Annotated in this window: 12 protein-coding genes; 9 read left to right on the forward strand and 3 right to left on the reverse strand. The window is 63.2% G+C overall.

What is annotated here, in order from left to right:
- Positions 1–187 precede the first annotated feature (187 nt).
- Both M1R55_RS12410 and M1R55_RS12415 read left to right on the forward strand, forming a co-directional pair.
- Entirely contained in the window at positions 188–412 is a 225-nt protein-coding gene (locus M1R55_RS12410; RefSeq protein ID WP_249392064.1) for a hypothetical protein, read from the forward strand.
- Between the two features lie 37 nt (positions 413–449).
- Positions 450–2,126 carry an FAD-binding dehydrogenase gene (locus M1R55_RS12415; protein ID WP_249392065.1) on the forward strand — a complete coding sequence of 559 codons (1,677 nt, stop codon included), beginning with the start codon at positions 450–452 and terminating at the stop codon, positions 2,124–2,126.
- 180 nt (positions 2,127–2,306) lie between these two features.
- Here M1R55_RS12415 and M1R55_RS12420 read toward each other — a convergent pair whose 3' ends face one another.
- A complete protein-coding gene (locus M1R55_RS12420) occupies positions 2,307–2,945 on the reverse strand; it encodes a hypothetical protein (RefSeq protein ID WP_249392066.1) in 639 nt (212 codons plus the stop codon).
- 228 nt (positions 2,946–3,173) lie between these two features.
- On the opposite strand from M1R55_RS12420, the gene M1R55_RS12425 reads away from it, so the two are divergent.
- The 3 genes from M1R55_RS12425 (at position 3,174) to M1R55_RS12435 (ending at position 6,842) form a co-directional block, all read left to right on the forward strand.
- The gene (locus M1R55_RS12425) at positions 3,174–3,824 is read left to right on the forward strand and encodes a Crp/Fnr family transcriptional regulator (RefSeq protein WP_371827106.1); all 651 of its coding nucleotides are present in this window, start codon (positions 3,174–3,176) and stop codon (positions 3,822–3,824) included.
- 125 nt (positions 3,825–3,949) lie between these two features.
- Positions 3,950–4,990 carry a DNA double-strand break repair nuclease NurA gene (locus M1R55_RS12430; RefSeq protein ID WP_249392067.1) on the forward strand — a complete coding sequence of 347 codons (1,041 nt, stop codon included), beginning with the start codon at positions 3,950–3,952 and terminating at the stop codon, positions 4,988–4,990.
- 10 nt (positions 4,991–5,000) lie between these two features.
- Positions 5,001–6,842 carry an ATP-binding protein gene (locus tag M1R55_RS12435; protein ID WP_249392068.1) on the forward strand — a complete coding sequence of 614 codons (1,842 nt, stop codon included), beginning with the start codon at positions 5,001–5,003 and terminating at the stop codon, positions 6,840–6,842.
- A gap of 352 nt (positions 6,843–7,194) precedes the next feature.
- On the opposite strand, the gene M1R55_RS12440 is transcribed toward M1R55_RS12435, so the two are convergent.
- Both M1R55_RS12440 and M1R55_RS12445 read right to left on the reverse strand, forming a co-directional pair.
- Entirely contained in the window at positions 7,195–7,554 is a 360-nt protein-coding gene (locus M1R55_RS12440) for a 2Fe-2S iron-sulfur cluster-binding protein (RefSeq protein ID WP_249392069.1), read from the reverse strand.
- Entirely contained in the window at positions 7,551–9,065 is a 1,515-nt protein-coding gene (locus M1R55_RS12445) for a PLP-dependent aminotransferase family protein (protein WP_249392070.1), read from the reverse strand. Before M1R55_RS12445 ends, M1R55_RS12440 begins: the two co-directional genes overlap by 4 nt.
- A 17-nt stretch (positions 9,066–9,082) precedes the next feature.
- On the opposite strand from M1R55_RS12445, the gene M1R55_RS12450 reads away from it, so the two are divergent.
- The 4 genes from M1R55_RS12450 (at position 9,083) to M1R55_RS12465 (ending at position 13,360) form a co-directional block, all read left to right on the forward strand.
- Positions 9,083–9,589: a GNAT family N-acetyltransferase gene (locus M1R55_RS12450; RefSeq protein WP_249392071.1), complete on the forward strand. Its 507-nt coding sequence runs from the start codon at positions 9,083–9,085 to the stop codon at positions 9,587–9,589.
- On the forward strand, positions 9,586–10,209 hold the full coding sequence (locus M1R55_RS12455; RefSeq protein ID WP_249392072.1) for a pyridoxamine 5'-phosphate oxidase family protein: 624 nt from the start codon (positions 9,586–9,588) through the stop codon (positions 10,207–10,209). Before M1R55_RS12450 ends, M1R55_RS12455 begins: the two co-directional genes overlap by 4 nt.
- Before the next feature lie 119 nt (positions 10,210–10,328).
- Positions 10,329–11,678: an aminotransferase class III-fold pyridoxal phosphate-dependent enzyme gene (locus M1R55_RS12460; protein WP_249392073.1), complete on the forward strand. Its 1,350-nt coding sequence runs from the start codon at positions 10,329–10,331 to the stop codon at positions 11,676–11,678.
- 254 nt (positions 11,679–11,932) lie between these two features.
- Positions 11,933–13,360 carry an MATE family efflux transporter gene (locus M1R55_RS12465; RefSeq protein WP_249392074.1) on the forward strand — a complete coding sequence of 476 codons (1,428 nt, stop codon included), beginning with the start codon at positions 11,933–11,935 and terminating at the stop codon, positions 13,358–13,360.
- Positions 13,361–13,667: the final 307 nt, after the last annotated feature.

A 13,667-nucleotide genomic window follows, 5' to 3' on the forward strand; every position in this document is an offset into this window, starting at 1 on the left:
AGCAGACCTTAAGAGTGCGTCAGCTTGGCGAATGTAAGCCTTCGTAACAAATGTGACTTTCCTCGGTACGCCCCAAGCGCGACAGTTCTAAGCTGTTCAGTAACTCAGGCGCAAGCACCCAGCCCGGCCACTTGTCCGGCAGCCCTGTCCTCCCTACGACTAAAAAGCCATGTGCCTAGGAGTCACCATGCTTGCCCTACCCACTGCGCCTGACGGAACCCATCCAGTCAGTAATTACCGCTTGGATCTGCACAATCCTGCTGACCCCTACCGCCTAGATGTTCAGATTATTGATCAATGGTACCGGGTCAAAACGAACTGTCTCAACGACGTTCTGGTACTGGTCGGTGTGCTTCAATATCCCCCGGTGGTGGTGACGAACGGCTGGATCGTGGGCAGCGATACGCCCTGAACTGACAGGCAGGTGCCCAGCCGCTACCCTGTAGCCCATGACGACCAATCGGGTGCTGGCTGATTCTGTACAGGCAGACGTGATCGTGGTGGGTGCGGGGCTGGCTGGAGTGGTGGCCGCTGCCGAGGCCGCCGACGCGGGCGCACGGGTGCTGCTGCTGGATCAGGAAGGTGAACAGAATCTGGGCGGTCAGGCCTTCTGGTCGTTTGGCGGCCTGTTCATGATCGATACGCCCGAACAGCGGCGGCTGGGAATTCACGACAGCCCCGAATTGGCCCGGCGCGACTGGCACAACACCGCCACCTTTGACCGGCCCGAAGACCACTGGCCCCGGCGCTGGGCCGACGCTTACCTGGATTTCGCCGCCGGAGAAAAGCGGGCCTGGCTGCACGGCATGGGCATGCGCTGGTTTCCGGCAGTGGGCTGGGCCGAACGCGGCGGTCAGGGTGCGGCGGGCCCCGGCAACAGCGTGCCCCGCTTTCATGTTACCTGGGGCACCGGGCCGGGCGTGCTGGAACCCTTCTTGCGGCGGGTGCGGGCGCATGTGGCCGCCGGAAAAATCACCCTGCATTTTCGCCACCGTGTCCGCGCCCTGAATATTAGCGGTGGCGTGGTGGTCGGCGTTTCCGGCGACATTCTGGAAGTGTCGGATGTGGCACGCGGCGAGCCTTCTTCGCGGGTGGTGGTGGGCGATTTCAGCCACAGCGCGGGCGCGGTCATCGTCACGTCGGGCGGCATTGGCGGCAATCAGGAGTTGGTGCGCCGCAACTGGCCCACCGAGCGTCTGGGCGCAGCTCCAGCCTTTATGGTGTCGGGCGTGCCGCAACACGTAGACGGTCAGATGCAGGCCACCGCGCAGGCTGCGGGCGCAAGCCTGATCAACCCAGACCGCATGTGGCACTACACCGAAGGCCTCCGCAACTGGAATCCAGTGTGGCCCCAGCACGGCATCCGGGTGCTGCCCGGCCCCAGCAGCCTGTGGCTCGATCCCTACGGTGTGCGCCTACCCCACCCGCATTACCCCGGCTTCGATACGTTGGGCACGCTGTCGCACATCACCCGCAGCGGGTATCCGTATACGTGGTTCGTGCTGAACCGCCAAATTATTCGTAAGGAGTTTGCGCTTTCTGGAAGCGAGCAAAACCCTGATCTGACGGGCAAAAACATCGGCCTGACCCTGCGGCGCGTGGCGGGCGTGCAGGCTCCGGTGCAGGCCTTCATGGACAACGGGGAAGACTTCGTGGTGCGCCAGAACCTGCCCGAATTGGTGGCGGGAATGAACGCATTGGCGGGCAACGAACTGCTGAGCCTCGCCACGGTGCAAAGCCAAATAGAAGACCGGGACGCCCAGACCCACAACAAGGCAGGCAAAGACCCTCAACTGGCGCTGGTACGCGGCGCACGTGCCCTCGCCGGAGAACGCCTGGTGCGTGTGGCTCCGCCCGCGCCGATCCTCGATCCCGCGCACGGCCCCCTGATTGCGGTGCGCATGAATATTCTGACCCGCAAAACACTGGGCGGCCTGGAAACCGACCTTCAGGGCCGGGTCTTGCGGGCAGGCGGCGCAGTCTTTCCCGGCCTGTACGCCGCCGGAGAGGTGGCAGGCTTCGGGGGCGGAGGCATGCACGGCTACCGCTCGCTGGAAGGCACGTTTTTGGGCGGCTGCCTGTTCAGTGGCCGGGTGGCGGGGCGGGCGGCGGCGGGTGTGGTGTAGACGACGGGTTCAGAGAAAGGGCGTCTAAAGGTCGAAGAACAGATTCCAATCCAACTCAAAGCCCTTGGCCCTCGCCCCTTGAGAGACTCGCGGAGCTCCGCAGCAGCGGGGGAATGAGCGCAGCGATTGCCCGCTCTTAGACCCTAAACCTTTAGACTCCTCGCCTAAGACCGCTCCCACCTACTTCAAATACGGCCCAAACCGCGCCAATGCCCCCGCATCAGGCGCAGAAGTCCGGGTCAGGCGGTTGCCCGCAAAAGCCAGCAGCAGACGTTCTCCCGCCGCGCCTGCTCTGGCTCCAGCCGAGGTTTTCAGGCTAAATGGGCCGCTCAGCAGGGTTTGCATGGTCTGACTGTCGAAAACCAGTACCGCACCAGACAGGGCCGGAGTGGTGGCCTTCACGCCGCCTGTGGCCGTCACAAAGCCAGTTTTTACGTACAACGTGACTTTGTTGGCGGTTACGCCTTTCAGTCTGGCGTCGGCGTAAGTCACGTTGCCTGTGGCTGTCAGGGTTCCGGCCTTCAGGTCGTAGGTGACGTTTTGCGCCCGCAAAGTACCGCCTTGCCGGGTGGTCAGGGTGGCGTTTTGGGCCTTCAGTGCGCTGCCGGGAGTCAGTTGCATGGCCGACGCCACCAGCTTCAGCCCGCCCCGGCTGTCGGTGGCAGTTCCGCCCTGCGGCAATTCGGTTGCGCCTGTTTCCAGATTCAGTGTCTGAGGGCCACGCGGCGTCACAGTCAGGCCGCCGAACGTGACCGCCTGCACTGTGCCTAAGCCGAGGGCCAGCATCGTCAGTGCAAGTGTTTTAGAGGGCGTAAGCATCTCTGTACCTTACTTGCCCGGCCATAAGCGGCGTGAGGATGGGCGTCAGATGGCGTTCAGACTGTTCAATCTTAAAGCAATCTTTAGGGGTGTCGGTTGCCCCCACCAGTGTGCGGTTTGAACAATCTAAGGTTGTACAAACCTTGTACAGTCTACGTAGAAAGGCACGGCAGCCTGACCGTCTGGACGCACCAGCGGCCCCGCCGTCCTCACCCCAAGGAGTGCGTCATGGCCCTGTACCCGTCCAACCCAGTCAGCACCACCGGCACCATGTTGCCTAACGCCCTCGACCTCCGCAGCCGCCCGATTCGGCGGGGCGATACGCTGTACTACGCGGGCGATCAGGCCCCCACGCTGTACCGAGTCGAAACGGGCCTTCTGCGGGCCGTGCGCCTGACTCCTCAGGGCCGCAACCTGACCGTGCGCCATATGCGCCCCGGCGATATTTTCGGCGAAGAAACCTTGCACGACCAGCCCCGCAGCCATCAGGTCATGGCCCTCACCGACGCCACCATCACGCCCATTCACCTGCAGCACCTCACGGGTGCAGAACTCTGGGAAGTGACGCGCAGCCTCAGCACCCAACTCCAGCGCGTGATGAACGACGGCGTTCACATTCAGGACGGCGAACTCCGTGAGCGGATTGCCCGTTACCTGCTGAACCTAGCCGATTCCAGCCTGGGCGGAGCGCACCCCGACAACCTGCGTTTTGTGCGGGCCACACACGAACTGATTGCCGAAGGCACCGGAGCCACCCGCGAAAGCGTGAGCAAACTGATCGGCGAAATGCGCGATGATGGCCTGCTGACCCCCGCCTACCGCTGCCTGACTCTGACCGACGAGCGGCAGTTGCGGGCGTTGAGCGGATATCACGGCTAACCACAGCTCTAGGCCCTCATAAATAAGCAAGAACACCAGCAGGCGTGCCCTTTTATGGGGGGCACGCCTGCTGGTTCTGCCGTTTCCTCTCCGGCCCACAGCGCACTTCCGGCAACACCTCTACAATGCGCCCAATGCGGATTCGACTTGACCCCTGGCCTGTAGATATAGAGGGCGGGCAGCTGGCCCTGACGCCCTTTGAAGGTGCTTTGATTGACATAGAAACGCCGCGCTGGGCGGCTGTGGCGGCGCGGCCTATTCCTGAACGGTTGGGGCGTGTATACGTCGTAGACGGCAAGCGGCGCATGGAATCCCGCGTGTTCATTGAAGACGATGACGGCGCGGCGGGCATGGGCGGGTTCGGGGCGTATGTGGTGGGCGCGGTCAGCCTATGCCCGCACGGCACGCGGCCTGCCGAACTGACCGACGTGAAGGCCATGCGGGTACTGGCGCACGCGCCGGGGCTGAGGCTTGATCCCTGCACCCTCTCGCCCCGCGATCCGCACACCGGGACACTGCTCTATACACCGTTGGAGAACACCACGTCTGACCCACTGGCCGCGCTGCACACCTTGCAACAGGCGATGCTGGCCGCCGAACAGGAACTCTCGCACGGCTACGCCTCTGCCGTGCCGATAGACGAGCAGGATGACCGTGAATGGCTGACCACCCTGAGCGTGCAGGATGGAACTCTGCGCGGCAAGAACCTGTACGGCGCAGTCGTGGGCTGCGTCAAAACCATTCAGACCATGTACCTGCCCGCAGACCGTGCCTCGCTTCTGGCCGAACTGAAACCTGGCGAGCGCACGCCGATTTTGCACATGCAGTACAACAACAAGACGGTCACGCGCTTTATCTGGTACGTGCGGCTGTGTAAGGCGGCGTTTTATCAGCACCCCATGAGCGGCGTGATGAGGCTGGAGATGTACGCCCCCGACGAACCCGACTTTTTGCCGCCCATTGTGAAGCAGGTGGCGAACCTGAGCGGCAACCTGCTGCTGAGACTGGGCAGCCACGCCCACAAAGACCCCCGCGCCCCGCAGAACCTGATCCCCACCGCCGCGCTGGAGCAGGCGATGGCCCGCAGCATGGGCAGCGCCGATCTGGTCACGCGCCGGATTCGGGCGCACATTGCCCGCACCTTCGACCCAACGGTTTTGGCATGAGGGTGCTGGCATGAAGCTGGTAGAACCCGCACGCACGATCGGCATGGTGTTGGGCACCGAGGACGCCACGCCCACTATTTTCTGGTTTGCCGTCACGCCCGGTTCCAGCGTGCAACTCGACGATCTGGTGGTGGTGCAAACGCACAAACCCGACGGCCAGCCGGTCAACTTTTACGGCCTCGTCGACAGCGTGCGTAAGCGGCATGAGGGCATCACCTTCGAATCCGATGTGGCCGATGTAGTGGCCGGAGTGCTGCCCGCCGCCGTGTCGTATGCGGCCCGCGTGCTGGTGACCCGCGTCAGCCCCGAAGATTTTATTCCGCCCCAGCCGGGCGATCTGGTGGCCCACGCACGCGGCGAGGCGCTGAAGATGGCCCTCAGCGCGGACAAGATGGAAGAAGCCGCGTTCCCGGCGGGCCTGTTGGCCGATGGACAGACCCTGCCGCTGAACTTCCGCTTCATCAACGGCGAAAGTGGCGGCCACATCAACATTTCCGGCATCAGCGGGGTGGCGACCAAAACCAGTTACGCCCTGTTTTTGCTGCACTCCATCTTTAGAAGCGGCGTGATGGACAGGGTCGCGGCCAAGAGTGGCGGCCAGATGGCAGGCACAGCGGGCGGGCGGGCCATTATTTTTAACGTGAAGGGCGAGGACTTGCTGTTTCTGGACAAGCCCAATGCCAAAGTCGTAGACCGAGAGGAAAAAGCCCGCCTAGGCAAAGGTTTCGCCCAAGACCGCTACGCCATGTTAGGCCTGCCCATGACCCCCTTCCGCGACGTGCAGTTCCTGGCCCCGCCCCGTGAGAGCGCGGTGGGCGGCGTGATCGTGCCACACGTAGACCAGCGCTCCGAGGGCGTGACGCCGTTCGTGTTTACCCTGCGCGAATTCTGTTTGGGCCGGATGCTGCCCTACGTCTTCAGCGACGCGGGCGGCAGCCTGAACCTCGGCTTCGTGATCGGCAACATCGAAGAAAAACTCTTTAAGCTGGCGCAGGCCCAGAAGGACAACAGTGCCGCGCTGCACGTGGAGGACTGGCAGGCCGAGCCCGATCAGATCATTGATGAGGGCCTCAGCTTCGATGACCTTGGCAAGACCAAGATTCAGACGTTCTCGCAACTGATTTCTTACCTGGAATACAAGTTGTTGGAGGAAAACGACGGTTTGGGCGACAAACGCTGGGTGCTGAACCAGAATCAGGGGACGTTGCGGGCCTTCACGCGCCGCCTGCGTGGCGTGCAAAAAACCCTGACGCCCCTCGTGCGCGGCGACCTGACGCCCCAGCAGGCCGAACAATTCCGCCCCAACCTGATTCGCGGGCCACATCAACTGAGCGTCGTGGACATTCACAACCTGTCTGGCCCCGCGCAGATGTTCGTGGTGGGGGTGCTGCTGCGCGACCTGTTCGAGCACAAGGAGAAGAACGGGCGGCAAGACACGGTATTTGTGGTGCTGGACGAGCTGAACAAGTACGCCCCCCGCGAAGGTGGCGGCCCCATCAAAGACATTCTGCTGGATATTGCCGAACGTGGCCGTAGCCTCGGCATCATCCTGATCGGCGCACAACAAACTGCCAGCGAAGTGGAGCGCCGGATCGTCTCCAACGCCGCGATTCGTGTGGTGGGCCGCCTAGACCTTGCCGAAGCCGAGCGGCCCGAATACCGCTTTTTGCCCCAAAGTTTCCGGGCGCGGGCGGGCATTTTGCAACCCGGCACGATGCTGATTTCTCAGCCGGATGTGCCGACGCCGCTGCTGGTCAATTACCCATTTCCAGCGTGGGCCACCCGAAAAGACGAGGTGGATGACTTGGTAGGGCGGCCCGTGGAGGAGGTTGGGGAGGAGTGGCTGCGGTAGGCGCTGGGGTTTTAAGGCAAATTTAGTAGTATTTTTTGGCCTTCTCCCACGTTGGATTCCCCCACCCCCAGCCTCCGCCTCCACAGGGGTCAGGGCAACTTGTCGCTGCGCTCGGCCGGATCGATCTCGCTGCATTCAGGCTCGGCTGAATCCCTCTCTTGAAGCGCAGTCGCCAGTCGTCTTGAGCATGGAATTGGCCCGCCCGCTGACACGGACGACGGCCTCACATGCATTCGAGCCGGGATGATGTGGGTTGGCGGTGTCGTGGCTACTGTTGCCCTCTTCTCTCGTGGACGTTGCAGAAAGAGACGGGTGTTCATAGCCCATAGCTCACGGCCCAGAGCCAACATACTTACACCCAAACTGCTTCCGGTTCCATCGCCTCCGCTGGGGCTTTCCCGGCTTCTAGCCCGCTGTTCTGTACGGTCTGCACAGGCTTCAGGCTCATGTCGTGGTGACACTCGATCTGGCAAGACAGGCGCACGCCGCCCGCGCCGCCGATCTGCATTCCCTTTTCGGTCAGCTTGTCTTTTTCGGCCTGGGTCATGGCTTCTGGCTCGCCCGCGCTGAATTCCACGCGGCAGGTGGTGCAGCGGGCCACGCCACCGCAGCGGTGCAAAATGTCCACGCCACCGCGCTCCAGAGCCAGCACCAGGCGCTCGCCTTCGCGGGCTTCAACCACTCCGTAACCGTCAACCGTAATCTGAATCATGGGGCCAATCTAGCGGACTCGGCCCGCACCACCTCCACAATTGCCCGCGCCCCAGTTTCTATCTGCGCCACCGTCAGGCCGCCGTAGCCCAGCACCAGGGCTTGCTGCGCCGTTTCCTCTGGAACGGGCTGCATCATGAAAGTAGATAGGGTTCCCACGAATACGCCGCGCTGGGCCAGGGCAGCGGCCACCGTTTCAGCCTTCAGGGGCGGGGTCAGGTGCAGGCAGGCGTGCAGGCCAGCTTCGATTCCGCCCAACTGGGCCAACGGCCTATTGCCTTCGGTCAGAGGCGCTAAGGCCGACGCCAACGCCGCTTGCTGCTGCCCATGCCAGCGCCGCGCCCGCCGCACATGACGGTCTAGGTGGCCGCCCAAAATAAAGTGGGTCAGGGCGTCCTGGGTCACCGTGTTGTGCCCGGCGTCGGCCAGTACGCGTGCCCGCTCCAATGCAGGCAGCAGAGCGGTGGGGGCCACGACGAATCCGGTGCGAACTGCTGGCGTCAGCACTTTGCTCAGGGTGCCCAGATACAGCACCCGTCCTCCGCCTTCCTCATCCAGCACAGTCAGGGGCGGCAGTGGCGGTGCACCATAGCGGAATTCTCCGTCATAGTCGTCCTCTACGATCAAGGCGTCGTGTTGCCGGGCCCACTCCAGCAGGGCCAGGCGTCGGGGCACGCCCATTCTGACCCCCAGCGGATACTGATGAGACGGCGTGACCACCACCAACCGTGCAGGTGGCAAGTTGTCCGTGATCAGGCCGTTTTCATCTATGGGCACTGGAATGACCGTGTGGCCCGCATCCAATAGCACCTGCCTGGCCGCCCGGTAGCCAGGATTCTCAAACAGTACGCGGCTGCCACGCGGCAACAGGCCCGCGATCAGGCCCAGCGCACTCAGGCTACCCGCAGTCACCATCAGGCACGCTGGGTCTGCGCTCAGTCCCCGCGAACGCGTCAGAAACGCGGCCAGGGCCACGCGCAGGGGCCAACTTCCCGCCGCTGGGCCGTAGTCGCCGCTCGGCGCGGTGCGCGTTGCTGCCTGCCACGCTGCCCGCCACGCCCGCACGTCCAGCAGGTGCGAGGCGGCCACACCGGGCTTGAAAGAAATGCCTTCTCGCGGCTGTCCTGCATCGACCGGAGCGGGGGGCGGCAGGACGAACCACGCGGGCAGCGCAGCAGTGGTGGGCGGCGTGGCGGGACGGGCGGCTCCCGCTGCCACGCGCATTCCTACCCCAGACACTGCGTCCAGCACGCCTTCTGCCGCCAGTTCTGCCAGTGCCAATGTGACCACGCCCCGCGTGACCCGCAGTGACCCCGCCATTGCCCGCGATCCGGGCAGTACCACACCCGCCGACAGCGTGCCAGACGTGACCCCGGCCCGCAGTTGCGCCGCCAGCTGCACATGCAGGGCGTCCGCGCTGTTCCGGTCAAGGGTGAGGGGCAGCGGCAGATTCGCGGATTGAGGTGGACTGGTCTTATTTGCCAATCGCGGTACTGTTATGGGGGCCACCATAGGGGTAGTGTAGCGGTATGGGACGTGATGTGATGAACGATCTGAAACCGGGAACAGTGGGGGAGAGTGGCGCGGTGACGCCTGACATTCGCCCGATGACGGCGGCTGAGGCGCAGTTGGCACTGCCTGCCCTGCGTGAATTGCGGCCCCACGCCTCTGCTTTGGCCAGTGCCGAAACTTTTGCAGCGCATTTAGGAACCGCAGCGCCCGAACACTACCGCCTCGCCGGAGCCTTCGAATCCGGGCGTGAGGAGGCCGCAGCGGTGGCAGGCTACCGGATCATGACCACGCTGGCGTTTGGCCGAATGCTGTACCTGGATGACCTGTCTACGTTGCCTGCTGCACGCGGGCGCGGTCACGCTCTGGCCCTGCTGCGCTGGCTGGAATCCGAGGCGCGGCGGCTGGACTGCAAAGCACTTCATCTGGATTCGGGCGTGGGGTCACACCGCTTCGACGCCCACCGCCTTTACCTGAAAGCAGGCCTGAATATCACCTGCCACCACTTCGAAAAGGTGCTGACATGACCGCTTCCTACTACGATCCCCGCACCCGTGACCCCAGCATCAGCCGCCGCCCCAACAATCGCCGCGACGATGAATGGATTCGGGCACTCCTGGCCCGTGTGCGCGTAGGCCGGATTTCCAGCGTGTGGGTGGGCGACGACGGCGAAGCCTTCCCGTTCATTACGCCGCTGGCTTTTGCCTACCGCCCCGACACACACGACATCGTGTACCACACCAATATTGCGGGTCGGCTTCGGGCCAATACAGAGCAGGGTATGCCTGCCCCCGCCCGCACCACGTTCGAGGCGTCCGAATTGGGGGCGCTGCTGCCCAGCAACGATCCGCTGGAACTGTCGGTGCAGTACCGCAGCGTCATCGCGTTCGGCACGGCCAGAATCCTTACCGATGAAGGCGAGGCCCGCGCCGCGCTGACCGTCATGTCCGAGCGGGTCTTTCCGGGCCTTGTGGTCGGACGCGATACCCGGCCTATTTCGGTCAACGATCTGGCGCGTACCTGTGTGTATGCCCTCAGCATCACGCACTGGAGCGGCAAGGAAAACTGGCAACCTGCCGCCGCCCAAACCGACGAGTGGCCCGATCTGTCATCGGAGTTGGCCCGCCTGAATCCGGCACAGGACTGACGGACAGAGCACTGGCCGACCCAGCACTGCCCGGCTTAAGCCTAAACTTTGTCCACTCTTTGCCCAGCATCCGTCCTACACTGAACGACAAGAAGAGCAGGAACCTTCAAGGAGGTCTCATGACCGTACAAGACCCTATTCAGACTGAACAGACCGCAACCAACGCTGCCCCGTCTCACTGGCTCAGCGCCGAAAATCGGCACGATAGCGGCGTATATAACAAGCATCAGGTCGTGATGGTACGCGGTAAAGGCTCTAACGTCTGGGATGAAAGTGGCCGTGAATATATCGACTGCGTGGGCGGCTACGGCGTCGCCACCATCGGCCACAGCCACCCCGACGTGGTCCAGGCCATCCGCGATCAGGCCGATACGCTGCTGGTGATGCCCCAGAGCCTGCCCAACGACAAGCGGGCCGAATTTCTGACCGAACTGGTGAGCGTGCTGCCCGAAGGCCTGGACCGTGTATTCCTGTGCAACAGCGGCACCGAGGCGATGGAAGCGGCCAAGAAGTTTGCTATTACCGCCACGGGCCGCCAGCACTTCGTGAGCATGAAACGCGGCTTTAGCGGGCGCTCGCTGGGAGCCCTGGCCCTGACCTGGGAACCCAAGTACCGTGAGCCGTTTGGCGACGCCGTAGACAACAAAAACGTGTCGTTCGTGACCTATGGCAACATCGAGGAACTGCGGGCGGCCATTACCGAAGACACCGCCGCCGTGATTCTGGAACCCGTGCAGGGAGAAGGCGGCGTGCGCCCCGCCAACGCCGAGTTTATTCGTGCGGCACGCCAGATTACCCGTGAAAAGGGTGCGCTGCTGATCATGGACGAAATCCAGACCGGATTCTGCCGCACCGGAAAAATGTTTGCCGTAGAACACTTCTGCGCCGAGTCCTGCCAGGACGCCGACGGCATTCGCTGCGGTTGTAACGTGGCCTCCGATTGTCTGGTCAAGCCTGACGGAATGACGCTGGCCAAAGCGATGGCAGGCGGCGTGCCCATCGGCGCGTTCGTCATGACCGGCGACGTGGCCGACAAGATGCCCAAGGGCGGACACGGCACCACCTTTGGCGGCAATCCCCTGAGCATGGCCGCCGGAGTCGCTGCCATCCGCGCCATGAAGAACGAAGGCATGGCCGAGCAGGCCCGAGTGAAGGGCAACTACTTCATGGAGAAACTGCGGGCCATCAAGTCCACCAAAATCCGTGAAGTGCGCGGCCTCGGCCTGATGATCGGCGTGGAACTTAAAGAGAAGAGTGCGCCCTACATCGACGCGCTGGAGCACCAGGAAGGCGTGTTGGCCCTGCAAGCGACGCCACTGGTCGTGCGGTTCCTGCCGCCTGTCGTCATCACCACCGAGCAGATCGATAGTGTTGTCGCTGCCTTCGAGCGTGTGCTGAACAGTGTGAATCCCCGTGCAGAGCGTGTGGCGCAACTGGCGGAGCAGGCTGGGGAAAAGCAGAGCGAGTAGTCAACCCTCGTCCTCCTCTTTCCTGCAGACTCGCAGAGCTGCGGAGCAGAGCTTTCCAAGTATGAGGGGGGCGTTGCACCAACAGGGGGGGATTCACCTTCCAACCCCAACTTCCACACAGGACAGCCCGCCCCCCGGCCCGCTGTCCTGCATCCTTTTTGCTCCCTTCATACCTGTTACCCGCCGGGTTCACGTCTGCCTGCCCCGCCAAAGTGCTGATGCTGATCAGGCCCCAAGCGTGTAGCGTGAATGCTATGACGGTAACCTCTTCCCCTCCTTCTGAATCGATTCAAAATTCTTTGCCGCCGCCCACCCCAGCCCTTTCGCCCGCCCGTGAGATGGCCAGTATCGCCGTACCCGTCAGCCTGGAGATGGTGCTGCAATTGGTCTTGACCTTCGTGAATCAGGTCATCGTGGGCCGGTTGGGCGCAGTGGCAGTGGCCGCAGTGGGCCTGTCCGGAAGCGTGAGTTTTATGTTCTTCGTGACGCTGGGCGCACTGGGTTCGGGAACAAGCATTCTGGTGGCGCGGCGGGCCGGGGCAAATGATCAGGCAGGCGTGAACGGCACGCTGACTGTCGCATTGGGCGTCAGTTTGGTGGTGGCGGGCCTGCTGACCGTGCCCATCGTGCTGGGTGCAGCACCCCTTCTGCGTCTGGCGGGCGGCGCGGCAGACGTGACGGCCACAGCCATTCCGTATATGCAGGTGGTCATGCTGGCGCTGGTGCCGGGGGTTCTGGGCTGGATTCTGAGCGGGGCGCTGCGCTCCTTGGGCCACGCCCGCACGCCGATGGTCGCCACCATGATTACGGTACTGGTCGAAAGCATCATCGCGTATGGCCTGGTGTTCGGGGTCGGGCCGCTGCCGACTCTGGGTGTGGTGGGCGCGGCGTGGGCCATCGTCATTGCTCAAACGTTGAAGGCGCTGCTGCTGGCCTATCAGGTGTACGGGCCGCGCCACTTGGCCGCGCTGGTGCTGCCTGCCCGCAACGCCTGGCGCGGTATTGCTGGCCCGCTGCTCACGGTGGCCGCGCCGCTCGCTTTTACTGAATTTGCGTGGAGTCTCGGCGGATTCATGTACGCCGCCGTGTTTGCCCGCGTGGGCACGGTGGCGCTGGCCGCCAGCCAGATCGTGTTGACCCTGGAGGGCATTTTCATCGTGGGCAGCTTTGGCCTGATGAGCGCCGCCACTGTCCTGATTGGCCGTTCGTTGGGAGCCGGAGACGCGCCCGGAGCCGTGACCTGGCTGCACCGAATCACACGTGCAGGCCTGCTCACGGGCCTCGGCTTCGGCGTCCTGTTTGCTCTCAGCGCCCTGTTGTTACCGCTGGTGTTTCCGGCAGTCGGCCAGGAGGTTCGCAACATTGCCTTTTTCGGCATCCTGATCAACGCGGCCACTCAGGTCTTCAAGGTTCGCAACATGATCGTGGGCGGCGGTGTGCTGCCCAGCGCAGGCGACGGCAAAGGCGTGATTCTGGGCGACGTGGTGGGCGCGTTCGTGGTGGGCTTGCCGCTGGCGATCTGGCTGGGTCTCTACACACCGCTGGGCGTCTGGGGCGTGTTTTTGGCACGGGGCCTGGAAGAAATCGTCAAGGTCATCATCTTTGAAGTCCGCCGCCGCCGCATCAACTGGCCCAAGCTGGCACAGGAGCAGCAGGGGAAAGAGGTCGTCAGCGGGCACTGATTGGGGGATCTAAGGCGTGGATTGGAGGCAGTGGGAAGCGCGTGGGAGCGGTGGACAATCTCGACCGTAGAGCCGGTCTTCGTCCTGATCCAGCCTTTCTACTTGCCCTTATAGCCTCCATCGACAAACACGGGCAGCTTCAGTTACGGCTGCTCGTGATGCATCTCTTCGATGCATCTCTTCACGGAGTCGCAGTCCCCCTCACGATTACTCAGGTTGGCCGGCAAGACGTTGACGGCGAGTCACAGACTCAAGGTCTCTAGGATCAAGTGGTGCTTGCGTCCAGTGATCTTTTTGCCGCCATTGT

The sequence above is a fragment of the Deinococcus sp. QL22 genome (genome assembly GCF_023370075.1).
Taxonomy (GTDB): Bacteria; Deinococcota; Deinococci; order Deinococcales; family Deinococcaceae; genus Deinococcus.

Bases quoted from the DNA above. Each gene is read 5' to 3' on its own strand.
- M1R55_RS12445 (WP_249392070.1), bottom strand. From the start codon at position 9,065: ATGGTGGCCCCCATAACAGTACCGCGATTGGCAAATAAGACCAGTCCA.
- M1R55_RS12465 (WP_249392074.1), top strand. From the start codon at position 11,933: ATGACGGTAACCTCTTCCCCTCCTTCTGAATCGATTCAAAATTCTTTG.
- M1R55_RS12430 (WP_249392067.1), top strand. From the start codon at position 3,950: ATGCGCCCAATGCGGATTCGACTTGACCCCTGGCCTGTAGATATAGAG.
- M1R55_RS12460 (WP_249392073.1), top strand. From the start codon at position 10,329: ATGACCGTACAAGACCCTATTCAGACTGAACAGACCGCAACCAACGCT.
- M1R55_RS12420 (WP_249392066.1), bottom strand. From the start codon at position 2,945: ATGCTTACGCCCTCTAAAACACTTGCACTGACGATGCTGGCCCTCGGC.
- M1R55_RS12410 (WP_249392064.1), top strand. From the start codon at position 188: ATGCTTGCCCTACCCACTGCGCCTGACGGAACCCATCCAGTCAGTAAT.
- M1R55_RS12415 (WP_249392065.1), top strand. From the start codon at position 450: ATGACGACCAATCGGGTGCTGGCTGATTCTGTACAGGCAGACGTGATC.
- M1R55_RS12435 (WP_249392068.1), top strand. From the start codon at position 5,001: ATGAAGCTGGTAGAACCCGCACGCACGATCGGCATGGTGTTGGGCACC.
- M1R55_RS12455 (WP_249392072.1), top strand. From the start codon at position 9,586: ATGACCGCTTCCTACTACGATCCCCGCACCCGTGACCCCAGCATCAGC.
- M1R55_RS12425 (WP_371827106.1), top strand. From the start codon at position 3,174: ATGGCCCTGTACCCGTCCAACCCAGTCAGCACCACCGGCACCATGTTG.
- M1R55_RS12440 (WP_249392069.1), bottom strand. From the start codon at position 7,554: ATGATTCAGATTACGGTTGACGGTTACGGAGTGGTTGAAGCCCGCGAA.
- M1R55_RS12450 (WP_249392071.1), top strand. From the start codon at position 9,083: ATGGGACGTGATGTGATGAACGATCTGAAACCGGGAACAGTGGGGGAG.